The 18298-nt window shown below is 42.9% G+C and carries 15 protein-coding genes; 5 read left to right on the top strand and 10 right to left on the bottom strand.

Translation table 11 applies throughout. From position 1 onward, the window contains the following. Together R7P67_RS16135 and R7P67_RS16130 are read left to right on the top strand one after the other, a co-directional pair. A partial coding sequence (locus R7P67_RS16135) for a flagellin (RefSeq protein ID WP_170894384.1) occupies positions 1–555 on the top strand: 555 nt, incomplete at its 5' end. Between the two features lie 116 nt (positions 556–671). Continuing rightward, entirely contained in the window at positions 672–1796 is a 1125-nt protein-coding gene (locus R7P67_RS16130; RefSeq protein WP_262652592.1) for a flagellin, read from the top strand. Between the two features lie 94 nt (positions 1797–1890). Here R7P67_RS16130 and crr read toward each other — a convergent pair whose 3' ends face one another. The 5 genes from crr to cysZ form a co-directional block, all read right to left on the bottom strand. Further along, on the bottom strand, positions 1891–2400 hold the full coding sequence (gene crr, locus R7P67_RS16125) for a PTS glucose transporter subunit IIA (protein WP_005382041.1): 510 nt from the start codon (positions 2398–2400) through the stop codon (positions 1891–1893). A gap of 121 nt (positions 2401–2521) precedes the next feature. After that, on the bottom strand, positions 2522–4246 hold the full coding sequence (ptsI, locus tag R7P67_RS16120) for a phosphoenolpyruvate-protein phosphotransferase PtsI (RefSeq protein ID WP_005389298.1): 1725 nt from the start codon (positions 4244–4246) through the stop codon (positions 2522–2524). Positions 4247–4386: 140 nt separating this feature from the next. Continuing rightward, a complete protein-coding gene (locus R7P67_RS16115; protein ID WP_005382043.1) occupies positions 4387–4644 on the bottom strand; it encodes an HPr family phosphocarrier protein in 258 nt (85 codons plus the stop codon). A 300-nt stretch (positions 4645–4944) separates the two neighbouring features. After that, positions 4945–5913, bottom strand: coding sequence for a cysteine synthase A (cysK, locus tag R7P67_RS16110; RefSeq protein ID WP_005382045.1), 969 nt, complete (start codon positions 5911–5913; stop codon positions 4945–4947). A 164-nt stretch (positions 5914–6077) separates the two neighbouring features. Beyond that, the gene (gene cysZ, locus R7P67_RS16105; RefSeq protein WP_025998633.1) at positions 6078–6821 is read right to left on the bottom strand and encodes a sulfate transporter CysZ; all 744 of its coding nucleotides are present in this window, start codon (positions 6819–6821) and stop codon (positions 6078–6080) included. A gap of 251 nt (positions 6822–7072) precedes the next feature. On the opposite strand from cysZ, the gene zipA reads away from it, so the two are divergent. The 3 genes from zipA (at position 7073) to R7P67_RS16090 (ending at position 12051) form a co-directional block, all read left to right on the top strand. Beyond that, positions 7073–8029, top strand: a complete 957-nt coding sequence (gene zipA, locus R7P67_RS16100; RefSeq protein ID WP_262652590.1) for a cell division protein ZipA — start codon at positions 7073–7075, stop codon at positions 8027–8029. Between the two features lie 90 nt (positions 8030–8119). Continuing rightward, complete coding sequence (gene ligA / locus R7P67_RS16095) at positions 8120–10132, top strand: NAD-dependent DNA ligase LigA (protein ID WP_017819968.1); 2013 nt, start codon at positions 8120–8122, stop codon at positions 10130–10132. A gap of 509 nt (positions 10133–10641) precedes the next feature. Next, positions 10642–12051 carry an OprD family porin gene (locus R7P67_RS16090; protein ID WP_262652588.1) on the top strand — a complete coding sequence of 470 codons (1410 nt, stop codon included), beginning with the start codon at positions 10642–10644 and terminating at the stop codon, positions 12049–12051. Between the two features lie 839 nt (positions 12052–12890). On the opposite strand, the gene R7P67_RS16085 is transcribed toward R7P67_RS16090, so the two are convergent. The 5 genes from R7P67_RS16085 to bcsE form a co-directional block, all read right to left on the bottom strand. Beyond that, a complete protein-coding gene (locus R7P67_RS16085; protein ID WP_047102904.1) occupies positions 12891–13352 on the bottom strand; it encodes an NfeD family protein in 462 nt (153 codons plus the stop codon). Positions 13353–13355: 3 nt separating this feature from the next. Beyond that, positions 13356–14273, bottom strand: a complete 918-nt coding sequence (locus R7P67_RS16080) for an SPFH domain-containing protein (RefSeq protein ID WP_047102903.1) — start codon at positions 14271–14273, stop codon at positions 13356–13358. Positions 14274–14426: 153 nt separating this feature from the next. Beyond that, positions 14427–16052 carry a cellulose biosynthesis protein BcsG gene (gene bcsG, locus R7P67_RS16075; RefSeq protein WP_213903615.1) on the bottom strand — a complete coding sequence of 542 codons (1626 nt, stop codon included), beginning with the start codon at positions 16050–16052 and terminating at the stop codon, positions 14427–14429. Beyond that, on the bottom strand, positions 16052–16228 hold the full coding sequence (locus R7P67_RS16070) for a hypothetical protein (RefSeq protein ID WP_191116321.1): 177 nt from the start codon (positions 16226–16228) through the stop codon (positions 16052–16054). The genes bcsG and R7P67_RS16070 overlap by 1 nt, the downstream gene beginning before the upstream one ends. Further along, positions 16225–17808, bottom strand: coding sequence for a cellulose biosynthesis protein BcsE (bcsE, locus tag R7P67_RS16065; RefSeq protein ID WP_262652586.1), 1584 nt, complete (start codon positions 17806–17808; stop codon positions 16225–16227). Before bcsE ends, R7P67_RS16070 begins: the two co-directional genes overlap by 4 nt. Positions 17809–18298 lie beyond the last annotated feature (490 nt).

Genomic DNA, 18298 nt, shown 5'->3' with positions numbered 1-18298 from the left:
GACCTAAAAATCAACCTAACGGACAGCTACGGCCAAGAGCAAGAAATCAACATCAGCGCAAAAGCGGGTGACGATATCGAAGAGCTTGCGACTTACATTAACGGCCAAACTGACCTAGTGAAAGCATCAGTAGACCAAGATGGTAAACTGCAAATCTTCGCTGGCAACAACAAAGTTGAGGGCGAGGTCGAGTTTTCAGGTGGTCTATCTGGTGAACTAGGTTTGGGCGAAGGCAAAAAGGTAACGGTAGATACTATCGACGTAACCTCAGTTGGTGGCGCACAAGAATCTGTTGCCATCATCGATGCGGCACTGAAATATGTAGACAGCCACCGCGCAGAGCTAGGTGCTTTCCAGAACCGTTTCAACCACGCAATCAGCAACTTGGACAACATTAACGAGAACGTGAATGCGTCGAAGAGCCGTATCAAAGATACTGACTTCGCGAAAGAAACGACGGCAATGACCAAATCACAAATTCTATCGCAAGCGTCAAGCTCAATCCTTGCGCAAGCGAAACAAGCGCCTAACTCAGCGCTAAGTCTGCTAGGTTAATCAATTTAACAAAGCAAGAAACCAAAGCCAGGCTCATCCCTGGCTTTTTGCTTATTGGCTATAACGATTCAGATGTGTCCTGACATTATGTTCGATAAGGCATTCATATCGATTAGATGATCTCTTTAAATTCCAATGTTTCTGCGATGGTGGCGCAGAGACACCTGAGTCAAGCAGCTGCGCAAAATGTTGAGTCACAACGCAACCTAACTTCGGGGTTTCGAATCAACTCGGCGAGCGATGATGCGGCAGGTTTACAGATATCGAATACTCTCCATGTACAAACGAGAGGGCTTGATGTCGCCTTAAGAAATGCACACGACGCTTTTTCTATTGCTCAAACAGCGGAGGGAGCATTGCACGAAAGCAGTGACATATTGCAACGCTTACGCTCTCTGGGGCTTCAAGCAGCAAACGGCAGTTATGACTCAAGTGATCGGCAAAGTATTCAATATGAGGTCGTAGCGCTGCAAGATGAGCTTGATCGTGTCGCGATCACGACAACATTTGCGGATAAAAACCTGTTTGATGGATCTTACGGTTCACAAAGTTTCCATATTGGCGCGAACGCTAATTCAATCTCTTTGACGTTACGTAACATGCGTAGCCATATCCCAGAGATGGGAGGGCAGCATTATGTTGGTGATGCGGTCGATAAAGATTGGCGAGTCACTAAAGATAACCAAACCCTAAAAGTCGAATACCAAGACAGTAAAGGGCAAACCCAAACGGAATCCATTGGACTCAAATTGGGTGACCGTATAGAACAGGTCGCCACTTACATCAATGCTCAACAATCGATAGTGAATGCTTCAGTAACGGAAAACAACGAACTGCAATTCTTCGCTTCTACGATGAAGGCGCCAGAGGGTGTGGTTCTCGAAGGGAGTTTAGCGGATGAGCTTGATGTGAGCGCTGGTCAATTAGTCACAATGGATGACATTGATATGTCGACGGCAGGTAAGGCTCAGCTTTCAGTTGGGGTGATTGATGCAGCAATTAAGTACGTTGATTCGCACCGAAGTGAAATTGGCAGCTTTCAGAACCGTGTAAACGGCTCGATGGATAACTTAAATACTGTGAATCGGAGTGTTACAGAGTCCAAGAGTCGAATAAGAGATACAGACTTCGCAAGAGAATCTACGGAAATGGTGCGTTCTCAAGTGCTCCAAGATGCGACAACTGCATTACTCGCTCAAGCGAAGCAAAGGCCGAGCTCAGCACTAGGCTTGCTCAGTTGAACGTGTTTCAGCGATGCACATCGCTCAGAAAAAAGTCAGATAATAAAAAACGCTGCCATTGGCAGCGTTTTTTTCGTGTTCGATTAAGTAAAAATTACTTAGTTACACGTAGAACTGGAGTTTCACCAACAGTTACAGAACCAGAAAGCTTGTTTAGCTCTTTGATTTCGTCCATGTTAGAGATAACAACTGGAGTTAGCGTTGACTTCGCTTTCTCTTCTAGAAGAGCTAGATCGAATTCAATTACAGTGTCGCCAGCTTTAACAGTTTGACCTTCTTCAGCGATACGCGTGAAGCCTTCGCCTTTTAGTTCAACTGTGTCGATACCGAAGTGAACGAAAAGCTCAACACCGTCGTCAGACTCGATAGAGAACGCGTGATTAGTTTCGAAGATCTTACCGATAGTACCGTTTACAGGAGCTACCATTTTGTTGCCTGCTGGCTTGATAGCAATACCGTCACCAACGATTTTCTCAGCGAAAACAACATCTGGCACGTCTTCGATGTTTACAATCTCACCAGAAAGTGGCGCGATGATTTCGATAGCACCAGCGTCAGCGCTGTCATCAGATACAAGCTTCTTAAGTTTGTCAAACAGACCCATTGTGTCATGCTCCTAAGGTTTGGTTTTATTCTGTCGAATTATAGTATACCAATATAGCTCATTAGACGACTTTTTTCGCCGTCTAATGGCCATTAAGTATTGAATTACTTGGTACTACCGATTACTGAGCTTTCTCAGCAATAAACTTTTCTACCACGGCTTCGATTTCTTCTGCTGTCGGTAGAGAAAGGGCTTCTTCAGCCATTGCTTTCACTTCTGCGAAGTTAGAGTTACGAACTACTTTCTTCACTTTAGGGATTGAAATGCCGCTCATTGAGAACTCGTCCAGACCCATACCTAGAAGTAGAAGTGTTGCACGCTCGTCACCTGCAAGTTCACCACACATACCAGTCCATTTACCTTCTGCGTGAGAAGCGTCGATAACTTGCTTGATCACTGTAAGTACAGCTGGTGATAGTGGGTTGTATAGGTGAGAAATCATCTCGTTACCACGGTCAACCGCTAGCGTGTACTGAGTTAGGTCGTTTGTACCGATAGAGAAGAAAGACACTTCCTTCGCTAAGTGGTGTGCGATCGCAGCAGCAGCAGGAGTTTCAACCATAACACCGATTTCGATGTTTTCGTCGAACGCGTGGCCTTCAGCGCGTAGCTCTTCTTTGTACTCTTCGATCGCTTTCTTAAGCTCACGGATTTCTTCGACAGAGATGATCATTGGGAACATGATACGCAGTTTGCCGTGTGCAGAAGCACGTAGAATGCCACGTAGCTGATCACGAAGGATTTCACGACGATCTAGACTGATACGTACAGCGCGCCAGCCTAGGAATGGGTTCATCTCTTTTGGAAGATCCATGTATGGGAGATCTTTATCGCCGCCGATATCCATAGTACGGATGATCACAGCTTGACCGTTCATTGCTTCCGCAACTTCTTTGTACGCTTGGTACTGTTCTTCTTCAGTTGGTAGCGCAGTACGGTCCATAAATAGGAATTCAGTACGGTACAGACCAACACCTTCACCGCCGTTACGAAGGATACCGTCACAATCTTTCACTGTACCGATGTTACCGCAAACTTCTACACGGTGACCGTCAGTCGTTTCTGCGTGTAGGTCTTTCAGTTTCGCTAGCTCTTCTTTTTCAGCTAGGAATGCTGCTTTAACCGCTTTCGCTTCTTCTAGCTCAGCTTCTGATGGGTTGACAACAATCTTGTTGTTCATTGCGTCAAGAATCAGCATGTCGCCATTCTTAACTTTCTTCGTGATGTCGTTAGTACCAACGATAGCTGGAAGCTCAAGTGAGCGAGCCATGATTGAAGTGTGAGATGTACGACCGCCGATGTCACAAGCAAAACCAAGCACGTAGTCTAGGTTAATTTGTGCAGTTTCAGATGGCGTTAGGTCGTAAGCAACAAGAATTACTTCTTCGTTGATATCGCTAAGCGAAACAATGTTGATGCCTAGTGCGTTCTTAACAAAACGAGAACCGATATCGCGGATGTCAGTTGCACGCTCTTTTAAGTATTCGTCGTCTAGAGACTCAAGAGCACATGCTTGCTCTTCGATCACTGAGTGGATAGCGTGATCAGCAGTCATCTTGTCGTTTTTGATAAGTGCTAGGATTTCCTCTTCTAGCTCTTCGTCTTCAAGAAGCATGATGTGACCTTCAAAGATCGCTTCTTTTTCTTCGCCAAACGTTTCAAGCGCTTTTTGCTTGATAGTTTCTAGCTGAGCTGCAGATTTGTTACGAGCGTCAAAGAAACGCTGAACTTCAGCTTCTACTTGATCGTCAGAAATAGTGTTTGTGTTTAGGACAATTTCATCTTCTTGAAGTAGTAGTGCTTTACCGATTGCAATACCAGGAGATGCTAGGATGCCTGAAATCATAGCCTTACCTTAAGTTTGGTCAACTTTATAAAACGGGAGAATAATGGGTGCGCTAACGAATAGTTTTAGCTTAGTTTTGAGCCTATTTCCAACGAAGCCATTTTGCTTTCACAAAATGGCTTCTGGAGTAGGAGACCGGATTAGTGTAGTTGGTCCATTAGAGCAACTAGGTGGTCAACTGCTTGCTGAGCTTGTGGGCCTTCAGCAGAAATAGTAACTTGAGTACCTTTCACTAGGCCTAGTGTTTGTAGTTTGAACAGGCTCTTAGCGCTAGCGCTTTTACCGTTAGAAGTCACAGTGATGTCTGCGTCGAATGCTTTTGCTTCTTTAACAAACTGTGCAGCTGGACGAGTGTGAAGGCCGTTTTCTGCTGTGATTTCTACTTGCTTCTCGTACATGTGATATACCCCAATAAATGTATTTTTTTGTTAGTTTGTGACCAGATTTTAGCTTAACTGCTTTACATCTTGTGCGCTAGCACGGGAAGAGTTCAAAGCGCGTCAGTTCTGATACTAGTCAAAAGTTTGGTAACTACGCAACTGTTTGCGTGCGTAATCACTTTGAAACCTTTTTGTGTTCTGCTTCTTTATTTTGAAGCTAGAAATAAAACACCCTGATATTACCAAAGGTAGGGCAGGGATCAACAAAAAAGCCCCTAAACGGGGCTTTTTTAAACTAAAAATTGATTTGAACACATATTATTGTTGGTTCTCTTTTTCGGTAAAGATACCTGCAAAGAGTGCTGTACTTAGGTAACGCTCACCGGAACTTGGCAAGACAGTTACAATTGTTTTTCCTTCAAATTCAGGTAGTTCTGCAAGTCGGTTCGCTGCAACAACCGCTGCGCCAGATGAGATACCAGCTAGGATACCTTCCTCTTCCATTAGGCGACGAGCCATCTCAATCGCTTCTTCTGAGGTAACTTGCTCAACACGGTCAATAATGTCTAAATCGAGGTTACCAGGGATGAAACCAGCACCGATACCTTGAATTTTGTGTGGGGCAGGCTGGATTTCTTCGCCAGCAAGTGCTTGTGCAATAACCGGAGACTCTGCTGGCTCAACTGCAACAGAAGTGATGGCTTTGCCTTTTTCACCTTTGATGTAACGGCTAGTACCTGTAATAGTACCGCCCGTACCAACACCAGCAACGAATACGTCGATTTCACCGTCTGTCGCTTCCCAAATCTCAGGGCCCGTAGTCTTTTCGTGGATTTCTGGGTTCGCTGGGTTGTCAAATTGTTGAAGAAGTAGGTACTTCTCAGGGTTGCTTGCTACGATTTCTTCTGCTTTAGCAATCGCCCCTTTCATGCCTTTCGCCGCTTCAGTCAGCTCAAGGTTCGCGCCTAGTGCTTTTAGTAGCTTACGGCGTTCTAGGCTCATTGATTCAGGCATGGTCAATGTTAGCTTGTAACCGCGAGCAGCCGCTACGAATGCTAGAGCAACACCAGTGTTACCACTGGTAGGTTCTACAAGCTCTACACCTGGCTTAAGAAGGCCCGCTTTCTCTGCTTCCCAAATCATGTTTGCACCGATACGGCACTTAACACTGAAGCTAGGGTTACGCGCTTCAATTTTTGCGAGAACTTTGCCTTTACTTACTTTGTTTAGACGAACGAGAGGTGTATTACCAATAGTAAGAGAGTTATCTTCGTAGATTTTGCTCATAGTGATGTTCCTTCATTACACGTTGTGTGAATATGGATAGAAGAATATGCGGTATGAAAAAAAGGGAAAAGGATTAAAAAGTTATATCTTATTAGGTTGGCCCAGAACTTGATAAAAGAAAAGGGAAAAGCTGGCGCTGATCCCTTTCCTTAATCTCTAATCGACTATCGTTGGTGCTTAAACTCCGCGACCCACATAGCGGTTGCACCACATATTGCTACAGGCATGACAATGAGGTTCAAAATTGGGATCGTCGTAAATACAGACACCAATACCCCAAAGCCATAGGCCTTACCTTGCTTTTGTTTCAATTTGTAACGCATGTCGTTAAATGGGATTTTGTGGTTATCAAACGGGTAGTCACAATATTGAATCGCGAGCATCCAGGCGGTAAAGATAAACCATAAAAATGGGCCTACTGTTTGTCCAAGGGCAGGGATGAGCAATAACAGGAATAGGCCTATTGCTTTAGGTAAAATGTAAAGGAGCTTTCTCCACTCACGAGCTAAAACGCGAGGAACATCTTTCAGGACGGCAGTGAAACCATCATCATTTACTTTTTGTCCCGTTAAGTACTCTTCCACTTTTTCAGCCAAGAGGCCATTGAATGGCGCGGCGATAAAGTTCGCGAGCGTGCTGAAAAAATAGGAGAAGGTAGCGAGTATCGTCAGAGCGAGTAAAGGCCAAAGAATGTAAGTTAACCAGGATAAAAACTCAGGCAGCTGCCCAATCCAGCCTTCTATCCATATATTAAGGTTTGAAAATAGATAGAAGATGGCACCACCTACAAGCAAGATATTTGCAAGTAGAGGTAAGATGACAAAGCGCCTGATTTTAGGGGCAAGTGCCAATTGTATCCCGTATAGAAAATAACCGAACCCGGTTCTCTGCTGATTGTTTTGCTTCATGTCTATTTTGGCTTCGTGTAAATGAAAACTCATTGTACCTGTGAGGACTTTTCTTTCAATGCCCTGACAAATGACGTCTTGTTAAGTGGAATCGTGGCAAGAATCACAACAAAAAACGGAACTTCTTGCATTAAGTTGTTCTAAATCTACATATAGTTTTGGTAAAGTAAACGTATCATTCAGATTTATTGCACTTGGGTTGCTGCTCAAGGAACTGCGAGTAGTAAAAACAAGTATATTGAGAGTAAATAATGCAGGAATTGCGATTCGTACTCATTGTTGTTGGCGCATTAGCCATCGCGGCATTACTGTTTCATGGTTTATGGAGCAGTAAAAAAGAAGGCAAAGCAAAGTTTGGTAACAAGCCACTTGGTAAGCTGGATGTTAACCAAGAAGACAAAAATGATCTTGTTGAGAAAGAACGAGACTTCGCTCCCGCTCCTGAAGATGACTTTGAGATCATTCGCAAAGATCGCAAAGAACCAGATTTTGGGATGGCGAGCTCTTTCGACAACAAGTTTGAATCTGACCCGTTATTCGGTGGTCCATCTGAAGTCAAACAGACGCAGCAGGAGCCGGATGACATCCCTTCATTTGTTGCAGAAAAAGATAAAGAAGAGGACGTTGAGCCTGTTGTTCAAGTAACAGTAGCTGAAGAGCCATTCCAGCCCGCTTTGGAAGAAGACGCTATTCCCGCCGCGTTTGATATTACGGAGAAAGAACAGCAAGTCGAAACGGTTAGTGAGCCTGTCGTTGCAGAGCCTAAGGAAGAGCCAAAGCCAGAACCTGAAATGCAAGTGATTGTATTGAATGTGCACTGTGCTGGTGAAGAGCCATTTGTTGGTACTGCTTTATTTGAAAGTATGCAACAAAACGGTCTAATTTATGGCGAGATGGATATTTTCCACCGTCATGTCGACTTGTCCGGTAACGGCAAAGTGCTGTTTAGCGTCGCTAATATGATGCACCCTGGTACGTTTGAGCATGCTGATCCTGCTGAGTTTACAACGAAGGGTATTTCATTCTTCATGACATTGCCCTGTTATGGCGAGGCTGAACAGAACTTTAACTTAATGCTCCGAACTGCGCAGCAAATTGCTGATGACTTAGGTGGTAACGTACTTGATGACCAGCGCAACTTAATGACGCCAGATCGTTTAGCATCTTATCGACGTCAAATAGTTGAGTTTAATGCCGCTAACGCATAATCTTAACAGCAAATAATAATAGGGCTCCGGATGGAGCCCTTTTTCTTGGATTTCCCAACCTCACCGATTGAAAATACACGGGGCTTTACTATGTCTGAATCAGTACTTCAGCGACTAGAAGAACTAAAAGAGTCGTTGCATTACCACGCTGTGCGTTACTACGTGGAAGATAACCCAGAGATCCCTGATGCCGAGTACGACCGTTTAATGCGAGAGTTACTGGATATTGAAGCTGAGAACCCTGACTTAATAACCGTAGACTCGCCAAGCCAACGTGTCGGTGGACAACCTCTTTCTGCGTTTAGCCAAGTGACACATGAAGTACCGATGCTTTCGCTTGATAACGCGTTTGATGATAGTGAACTTGATAGTTTCCACAAGCGCGCACAAGAGCGCGTGGGCAGCCAGAGTGTGAAAGAATACTGTTGTGAGCCTAAATTGGATGGACTCGCCGTAAGTTTGTTATATGAGAATGGCGTGTTAGTTCAGGCGGCCACTCGAGGCGATGGTACTACGGGTGAAAACATCACAGAGAATGTGCGTACGATTAAAGCCATTCCTTTAAAACTCAGGGGTAATGACTGGCCAAATCGTCTTGAAGTTCGTGGTGAAGTCTTTATGCCGAAAGCTGGGTTTGAAAAGCTCAATGAATTAGCAAGGAAGAAAGGCGAGAAAATCTTTGTTAATCCACGTAACGCTGCGGCAGGTAGCTTACGACAATTGGATTCACGTATTACGGCTTCTCGTCCGCTTAGCTTCTATGCATACAGTGTAGGCGTGGTGCAAGGCGCAGAATTGGCAGCAAGTCATTACGAACGCTTTTTGCAAATCAAATCTTGGGGGCTGCCAATGTGTCCGGAAACTAAGCGAGTTGAAAGCTTGGCGGATGTAAAAGCTTACTACCAAGATATATTGCAGCGTCGTGATGCCCTCCCTTATGAGATCGATGGTGTCGTTATTAAAATTGACGATATTGCCGTGCAAGAGCGTCTGGGGTTTGTTGCTCGCGCTCCACGTTGGGCGATTGCCTACAAATTCCCAGCTCAGGAAGAAATGACGACACTGAATGAAGTGGAGTTCCAAGTCGGTCGCACTGGTGCGATTACACCTGTTGCTAAACTAGAGCCTGTATTTGTTGGTGGTGTAACGGTAAGTAATGCGACGCTTCATAACGCAGATGAGATAGAACGTCTGCAGGTCAAGATTGGTGATCACGTTGTGATCCGCCGTGCTGGCGATGTTATTCCCCAAGTCGTATCTGTCATCAAAGAGCGTCGACCAGAAACAGCACGAGATATTGTTTTCCCAACTCAGTGTCCTGTTTGTGGTTCGCATGTTGAGCGGATCGAAGGAGAAGCGGTAACACGTTGTATGGGGGGCTTAGTTTGCCAAGCCCAACGCAAACAAGCGCTAAAACACTTTGTTTCTCGTAAAGCGTTAGACGTTGACGGTTTAGGCGATAAAGTGATCGAGCAGCTTGTTGATCGTGAGATGGTGAAAACTCCTGCTGACTTATTTAAGTTATCAGCGGGGATTTTAACCGTACTAGATCGCATGGGGCCAAAGTCTGCGCAGAATATTGTGAATGCGTTAGAAAAATCTAAAGAAACAACTTTACCTCGGTTTTTGTATTCACTGGGGATCCGTGAAGTTGGCGAGGCAACCGCAGCAAACTTAGCAATGCACTTTAAAACGTTGGGAGCGATCCAAAATGCTACCGAAGAGCAGTTGATTGAAGTGCAAGACATCGGTGCTGTGGTTGCTCAACATATTACGACTTTCTTTAGTGAAGAACAGAACCAAGCGGTGGTTAAAGATTTGCTTGAACAAGGAATTCATTGGCCAGAGATTAATACTACTGAGCAGGTGGGGGAATTACCATTAGAAGGTAAAACAGTAGTATTAACGGGAACACTTTCTCAACTGGGGCGTACAGAAGCCAAAGAAGCCCTCCAAGCACTGGGGGCTAAAGTGACGGGTAGTGTTTCTAAGAAAACCGATATTTTGTTTGCTGGTGAAAATGCAGGTTCGAAGCTCGCAAAGGCACAAGAACTGGGTATCGAAATTAAAACAGAACAAGACTTACTCGAACTGATGAATTAAGTCTTCTCAAAAAAGCTAAAAAATAACTAAAAGCCCCGTATGGTAAGCATGCGGGGCTTTTTCTTGTTCATAATTAAGTGTTTTTTATTGAGTAATTGATGCCTTTGTTCTTTTCAGTGATCAAGATCGAACCTTGGGTTATTGGTTTTTTTTGCTTTTTAAGTCTGCGAGTGACTTCAAGTTGATACTTTTAAGTTCAATTTAAGTTTTTGATTTTAAATGACATTTTATTGTCTTGTGTTGGTATTGTTAAAAATAAGATCTGGATCAATAAGTCATATGGAACTTTGGAGTGGCTCATATTTTTTTAGAAAAAAAATAAGTTCCATTTGGATGTTTTTAGCTGCGAAGTTAGTCTTAATCACGTGGATACACGGTGTGTATGCAGGAACTAAAAAAAGCCAAATTAGAAATAATGAGGTTTGATCAGGAATTTACTTCTCTCCTTCGGCGGCCAACTAAAGGTGAGATAGAAAAATACAGCTATATCCATTTTTAGGAGTTTTTCCATGGACAAATTTTTTAAGGTTTCAGCGTTAACCGCAGCAATGTTTGGTGTTGTTGCTGTCGCTCCAGCTATAGCGTCTACTGAAAGTGCAGCAGGTGGCGAGTACGTAGAGAAAGTGAACGAATTTATGCAAGACTCAAGTCTGAATGCATTATTCATAGTTGATACTCGTTCACGAACTCGTACAACAGGTAAGCCCGGCGGTGAAAATGGTGACCGTTGGAGTCGTCTAAACTACTCTTCTTACAACGCAATTTTAGACTTCACTTCTGGCTACCACGATGGTTGGGTGGGCGCAGATGTTGCGGCTTACTACTCTGGCGATCTTTACAACGATAGTCTTTACAATTCAAACGAAGGCTACCTATGTAACGAAATCTCAACTTGTAACAACCTAGACTGGGGTGCAGGTGATGGTCAGCAGCTTAAAGTTTACAAAGCAGCGCTGAAATTCAAAGCAAACGAAAACTTTAATGCTCGTTTCGGTATGTTACAGGCTGGTGGTAACGGTACAATCGGTAACGTTTGGAGCTTTGTACCTGGTACTTACCGTGGTTTCGAACTAAACGCTAAACTTGGGGATTTCAACCTAAGCTACTTTGGCGCAGACCAATTTACAGCACCTTGGCTGCTTCACGAAGATGATTACGCACCAGCGCTTTGGTCTGACACGTCATGGAGCTACCTACACTCTCTAGGTCTAAATGGTAACCTAACTGATAGCCTGTTTATGCAACTTGGCCTAGGCCAAGCAACTGGCGTTCAATATGCAAATGGTGTTGACTGGGGTGCAGGTCAAGTGACTAGCTACCACAACGAGACTGATAACACATCTTACAAAGCGTATTTGAAGTACACAGTGAGCGATCGTACAACTCTAGCATTTGATTTCTACGGTGTTGATGACGATGTGAAATACGATGGTCTAGGTTTCCACACTGGTCTGTCTTTGAACCAATCTTTCGGCAAGCTAGCTTGGATGTCTGAGTTGCGCTACACAGACACAGATAACCGTGCGGACTTCGTTCCTCGTACTATTCATACATATGGTATGAACAATGGTACTTGGTCTCAGTGGTGGGATGCGCTATCTGACTGGAACAAAGCGGGTGAGCTAGCATGGTACAACCGTCTATCTTACAACCAAGGTAACGGCTGGAACTACTATCTAGGCTTTGGTTACGGTACTGGCGCTGACTCTGCAGCAAGCGGAGCATCAGGTGACTGGGATTACGAAAGCGAATACGCAGTTAACGCAACAGTATCTTACTCACTACAAAGTGGCGCGCTTAAAGGTTCTACCATTCGTTTACACGGTACAATCCTAGAACGTGATGAGTACGCAGGTGCTGGCGATGCGGATGAAACAGACTTACGTCTACAAGTTCTTATCCCTTACAGCTTCCACTAATACTTAATGAGATAATAAAAGGAGCCGCTAGGCTCCTTTTCTATTTCACTTCTCGGCCGTCGTATATTTTGCAATATAACGGTGGCAACATATGTACATTACCGTTTGGCAACTCACACTTTATCTCTGGGCCTAACGTACGACCACCGGATGCACCATTAGCATGAGTGGTTAACGGAATTATGGCAAAAGATATTACTAATAGACCAGATAAAAATCTCATAATCATCACCTTAATATAAACTTTAAATATCTACGTACTTGTATAAACCGTGACTACGCAGAAAGGCAAGGTTGAATAGGGTTCTTATATCAAACTAAGCTCTTACTTCTTTACTATTCCCATTCCCCACCTCTAAATCGACACATTTCACTTGGAATATTCGTAACGTCGCCACTTGGCATCTTACATTCGACTATAGGTCCCAAATTAGTTGTACCGCCGTTTCCGTTGTTGTAGGCAAAGGAAGAAAAAGAAAAAATACCGCACAACATTAAAAAGAGAAGCTTATTCATAGTACATCCTCTTACTTACCAAATAAAAAGCACTCAACTTAAATGCTTATGCGTTAAGTATGTATCCGAGGATAAAAAGATCAAAAAATAATTCAATAAAGTTTTATTTTTAAAATAAATTTAGATCGATAATTTACCTAGATATATTTCTATCTTATTGATTGTCGTGTGTTGAATAATTAAATAATAGGAAATGGTAGGTAGGGTATTAATAATATTACTAATACTTATTTTTTTCTCGATTTTAATTAAGGTAATGAAATGAAAGCAGTTGTTTAGATTAAAGTAATGGAGCATGATTTGCCCCATTACTTTGGCATAAATTAATTAGAATCAGGCTCAATGATTAAAATAATACCTTCAACATCGGTGATTCTTACGCGGGTACCGGCTGGAAGTGCTTGATCCGATTGTGCGGACCATGTGGTATCGGCTACTTTGATGCGATTGAGCCCGACGGAAAAGTCTTCTTCAAGGATAAGAGTACGCCCAATTAACTGCTTGTACTTTTGGTTCAGATCTCTTTCTTGGTCTTCTTGCTTGTCTTTAGACCATTGTCGTCGCCACCAAAGCCAGGTGGTGATTAAGCTGAAGCTTGCAAAGCAAAGCCATTGTAATTGCCAGCTCATTGGCAAAACGGTCATGATTGCTCCAACGATAAGTGCAGACACCCCGAGCCAGAGAAAATACCCTGCGGTACCAAGTAGCTCAACTGCTAAAAGAGCAAAGCCAAACGCTAGCCAATGCCAGAAAGAGATACCTTCCAGCAAACTAAAAAAGTCCATAAATTATTCTTTACCTTGCTGTTTAAACATTTCTGCTATCCCTGCAACCGAGCCCATTAGTCCGGTTGCTTCTAATGGAAGCATAATGATTTTACCATTTTCGGCTTGACCAATGCTCTTGATCGCTTCGGTATAACCCTGTGCAATGAAGTAATTGACGGCTTGCATGTCACCTTTTGCAATGGCTTCGGAAACCATGTAAGTCGCTTTTGCTTCTGCTTGCGCGGCACGCTCACGTGCTTCTGCATGGAGAATAGCAGACTGCTTTTCGCCTTCAGCTTTTAATATCTCTGATTGTTTATGACCTTCGGCCTTTAATATCTCAGCTTGGCGAACCCCTTCTGCTTCAAGAATTTCCGCACGCTTATTACGCTCGGCTTTCATTTGCGCATTCATTGCAGCGGTCAGATCGGCTGGTGGCTGGACATCTTTAATCTCAATTCGTGTGACTTTTACGCCCCAAGGGTTTGTTGCTTGGTCAACAATCGCCAACAGCTTAGAGTTGATCATGTCGCGTTGGCTCAGCATTTCGTCCAGTTCCATTGAACCTAAAACGGTACGAATGTTCGTAAGGGTCAAGTTTCTAATAGCGTGTTCTAAGTCGTTGACTTCATAAGCCGCTTTTGCAGCATCGATCACTTGAACAAATCCGACAGCGTCAATAACCACGTTAGCGTTATCTTTTGAAATGACCTCTTGCGCAGGAATATCGAGAACGCGCTCCATCATGTTTACTTTTTGACCAACTTTATCAACGAATGGAATGATCAAGTTTAAACCCGGCTTTAATGTGTGGGTGTAGCGTCCGAAGCGTTCAACTGTCCAGTTGTTTCCTTGCGGAACCGTTTTAATGGCTGAAGATAAGATAACGACAGCAAGAACGACGAAAATACCGATGGTGATCAGTGAATCAATTGGCATGAGTTATTCCCTTAAGTGCATAATGTTCGATCCATTTTTACCTATTTATAGACAATAGACAATTGAAGTTCTGAGACCTTTGAGAGGTTATTGGTTTTTTATATGACAAAGGCCGGAAACACCGGCCTTTGTCATTGCATGGTTTTACTCTCGCTATTTCGCGGGGTATTCAATCCAACTTGAACCATCAAGAGAAACATAATACTTCCCTTGTACTTCAATCACAGTAGAGCCTGAGTTCTGCGCGACAACTCGTGTTTCTGGTAGGTTCTCTGTCAATATTGAAGGGCTAAACGTCTTACTTTGATAAATGTTTTTATCCAGGATATTCGAAACGAGCTGCGACAATGCCAGATAGCTAGATGGCTCGCTTACGTGTTCGGTGTCGCCCTGACGCTGAATTCCTTCTCCGAAGATTTTAATTCCTACCGGTGTATGAATGATTGTCGGTGCAGGAATTTCTCGCATACCTGAAATTTGCATGCGGTCTCCTCGCATACCACCACCATGTTCTGGTACCAAAGCGACAACGATGTTGTGTTTTGAGGACTCTAAGGTTTTAAAGAACGCGTGGAGGTCATCAAGCAAATTCTTAAGGCGCATTTTGTAGCTAGCAATAGATGTGCTTGAGTTCGCATTGATGATCCTGTTGCCATCATGTAGTGAAATTGAGTTGTAGAGTGCCACGACTTTGTCGTCACTGCTGTTAAGTCTTTGCTGCCACCAGTTATCCAATACTTGCTTATCGCGGAAGATCGAAGAGCCATCAAAAGATTTTTGGTAAGGAGTTAAGCCTTCTTGAGACATAAGAGCCCCTTGTAAGTCGCCGTCTTTTTTGATCAACTCAAGGAAGCTATCAAAGACACCATTGTGGTTCATCAGTAAATTTTCTGTGAAGCCTAGTTCTTTCAAACTTTCGAACAAGTAGCACTGCTTTGATGGTGCTGGCTGGAACAGTTGACTGTGTTCTTGTTGACCACAATTGGCTCGTAGCAGACGAATGACAGCAGGCCCACTGTATGACGTAGCGGAGCTAAAATTGTCGAACATGATGTCAAACTCTTTGAACAGAGGATGATCAGCCAGTCCTGCAATTTCGATGTCATCCCACGCGACCGAACAAATACTCAAGAACAGCAAATCAAAAGGAGCATCCATTGCGCTGTTGGTATCGAATGTTACATGTCGGGAAGCTTCTTTAGAAAAGAAATCTGCAGTTAACGTGTTGAGACTGGCATCATTAATTTCCGTTATTTGAGGTTGTTTGCTAGTAGTAACCTCGGTTGGTGGCTGTTGTTGAGTTACTTCTGCAGCCACTGTTGTCTGAGGTTCAGTCGTCATAGGAATACTTATATAGACCATCGCAATAACCACAAAGACTGAAACCCTAACAAACTTGCTCAAAATAAAGTACGCACCACACAAAGCGAGCAATCCGAGTATTGCTTGGAATGATAAAAATCGTCCCAAAAGCTCGACCAGATAACTCAATTCAAACTGCATTAACTGTCCCGCTTGAGCCCAAAGACGGTTTAGAGGAGGTAGGTAAGAATCGTAATGCAAGAGCCACGCTGCGGCGACAAATGAAACGATATGGCGCACCGCATTTAGGCTTTTCATCGAGATAGGAAGCAGGATGAAGATCAACAGCGCAAAGTTTTCCATTGGATGGAAATCGATGATTCCTTGAAAATAGAGCGCTGTTTTTGCGATAAAGTAAATGTTCCACCAGCCCAATCCTATAGTGAGGGGGGTAGAGTCATGAGAATGCGATGTCATTACTTAAGCTTCTTGGTGTTAGTGGCTGATGTATCTAGCTCAAAATAGCGCGAGCGTTTTAAGTGTTTGTGGTAAAAGCGTCGGGTAGCGTTTACTAGGTCACGTAGAAAGTATCCTAGGAGTAGGCCAATACCTGAACTGATACTCACGGTCAGTAAAAAATCGTTAATATTCATGAACGTTCCTTGAGCTCAATGGTTTTTTTCACAGCAAACAAAGGAGGAACATCAACCATAGAATTAATGGCGTTATGGAATATTTTCCTCTCTGTCGCCAGAGCTGAAACGTCGTCGGATATGACGGCTTCATCTTGAACGATGAATTTTAACTCTGTTTCGATATCTAATTGAGTATCAAACGTGTGAGTTGAGTGAAATAAGTCTCTCACTGGGAACTCAAATATATTGTTGAGTGCAATGTCAATATCGCTATGTCGAATAGCACTGAACAAGACATACAGAGCTTTGTTGCAGGCTGTCACAACGTCACCATCTCTTCGAATATGGCAAAGACGTAAACATTCCTCTGCCGTCATACCTGGTAATAAGTTCAGCTTGATAAGCGCAAAGTTCACATTTGAGTGTGTTGAGTGGGAAATGACGTCAATACAGTATTGGCTAAAGTCCTGGTTTTGTAAGTAGCCTTTGCTACCAAACTTAAGGTCATACTTTAAGAGCGCCTCTAAACTGTCAGGAATTGGACGCGTAAGCATCTGGCCTTGAATTGCTTCAACCTGAGTCATAAAGCGCATTGGGGGGATTTGCGCGTGAGAAATGAAGTTTGCCCCCGAGCGAAGTAAGAACTTTTCATCTGCATATCTCAGACATTGTTGGGTCTCCCTGACAATAATCTTTAGCTGACGGCCATACGCGGACCTTAAACGGTAGCAATCTAACGCGATCTGTTGAACTTCGCTTTGGTTATCACAGCTGAAAACAATAGTTGAAGAGCGAGGGTTGTTTAACATCGCTATGAGCTCTTGATTACTCTCAGCCATACTCATCCCTTTTGGGGCTTTCTCGCTTTCTCTGAAGGCTCCTCTGCTGATATATATTCTATCACTATCCGATTTGTCTTCCTGTATGGCACGAGGCTGATGCGTTTCGTAAGACGTTGCTTTTAGCTTCTTATCTTTAGTGTTAGAGAGAAGGTATTCGTCTTGGGAAATTACACCGTGTTTATTGGACCAAAAATCCACAAGATAGCAGTAGCGAGCATCATCTAATGATGTCATGGTCGCCAAACCGGCGATGTATCTATTATGAGAAATAAGAATGGGCTTTAATAGTGAAGTCGTCAGATGCCCATATATACAAACACTAATAGTGAGTTTTTTATTATTTGCTAGTTCATTTAAGTTTCGTAGGAAAATACTTACAAAATAATCATCACTTGATGATAGTAGTGAATCTGGAACTACTAATATATATGTGGAGAGTTTCTTTATATTTGTTTGGTGAATGTCTTTCACAAGATTTATAGCGTTCGGCGCTTTATTTGTGAATTTGTTGCTAAGAAAGAAACACTGTTCAATATCGAGTGTGGATAACTCATTGAATTTGCATAAGGCTTCATCATTCAATGCAGACAAAAAAGTTTCCTTGTCTGTAAAGCTTGTAAGTGAAGTGTTGTTATTTTCTGGTAGCGTACTGAACAAATAATCAATGACCATTTGCTTATGTGTAAACAAGTTTACATAAACAGAACTTATCTCTTTTTCAGAAGTAATAGCGGATAACCCGGAGATTGCTGACATCAAAAGGCCTTATATTCAATAGTTTACTGTCATTGTGCGTTGTGGCTTACAATCCGCTGTATGCTAATCGTTACAATGTTAACTTTTCTTGGCGACAAGAAAATGACGCCAAGATATTAAACGAAATTGATCAAAAATTAAAATAGTTATAGCATTGCTTCATATGATGTTTATAAGTTTAAATTCAATAATTTTCAAGCCTATGATTTTGCTGTAAATTATTTATTTCACTTATATGTCGTAAATGGATAATTACAATTCACCTTCATAACCCCTGTTTCTGAAGTCAAACATCATTTAGGGATTTATTAATTATGTGAACTAATAAACAGCCCTGTTCACATTCATTAGCATTCTGTAAATATGAGACGCATAGTTCGATGCGTCAATTTTTTAACAATGGAATTTATACTGCAAAGAGTAATTGGCGGGATTGCCATTACCGCAGTTTAAACACCGTTATATTGTGAAAAAAATGTTGTGACTGAGT

The sequence above is a fragment of the Vibrio sp. Vb0937 genome (assembly GCF_033338855.1).
The sequence above is the reverse complement of the archived record's forward strand: the minus strand, read 5'-3'. Positions and strand labels throughout refer to the sequence as shown.

Bases quoted from the DNA above. Each gene is read 5' to 3' on its own strand.
- ligA (WP_017819968.1), top strand. From the start codon at position 8,120: ATGTCTGAATCAGTACTTCAGCGACTAGAAGAACTAAAAGAGTCGTTG.
- ptsI (WP_005389298.1), bottom strand. From the start codon at position 4,246: ATGATTTCAGGCATCCTAGCATCTCCTGGTATTGCAATCGGTAAAGCA.
- cysZ (WP_025998633.1), bottom strand. From the start codon at position 6,821: ATGAAGCAAAACAATCAGCAGAGAACCGGGTTCGGTTATTTTCTATAC.
- R7P67_RS16130 (WP_262652592.1), top strand. From the start codon at position 672: ATGATCTCTTTAAATTCCAATGTTTCTGCGATGGTGGCGCAGAGACAC.
- cysK (WP_005382045.1), bottom strand. From the start codon at position 5,913: ATGAGCAAAATCTACGAAGATAACTCTCTTACTATTGGTAATACACCT.
- R7P67_RS16090 (WP_262652588.1), top strand. From the start codon at position 10,642: ATGGACAAATTTTTTAAGGTTTCAGCGTTAACCGCAGCAATGTTTGGT.
- R7P67_RS16115 (WP_005382043.1), bottom strand. From the start codon at position 4,644: ATGTACGAGAAGCAAGTAGAAATCACAGCAGAAAACGGCCTTCACACT.
- crr (WP_005382041.1), bottom strand. From the start codon at position 2,400: ATGGGTCTGTTTGACAAACTTAAGAAGCTTGTATCTGATGACAGCGCT.
- R7P67_RS16085 (WP_047102904.1), bottom strand. From the start codon at position 13,352: ATGGACTTTTTTAGTTTGCTGGAAGGTATCTCTTTCTGGCATTGGCTA.
- R7P67_RS16070 (WP_191116321.1), bottom strand. From the start codon at position 16,228: ATGAATATTAACGATTTTTTACTGACCGTGAGTATCAGTTCAGGTATT.
- bcsE (WP_262652586.1), bottom strand. From the start codon at position 17,808: ATGTCAGCAATCTCCGGGTTATCCGCTATTACTTCTGAAAAAGAGATA.
- R7P67_RS16080 (WP_047102903.1), bottom strand. From the start codon at position 14,273: ATGCCAATTGATTCACTGATCACCATCGGTATTTTCGTCGTTCTTGCT.
- zipA (WP_262652590.1), top strand. From the start codon at position 7,073: ATGCAGGAATTGCGATTCGTACTCATTGTTGTTGGCGCATTAGCCATC.
- bcsG (WP_213903615.1), bottom strand. From the start codon at position 16,052: ATGACATCGCATTCTCATGACTCTACCCCCCTCACTATAGGATTGGGC.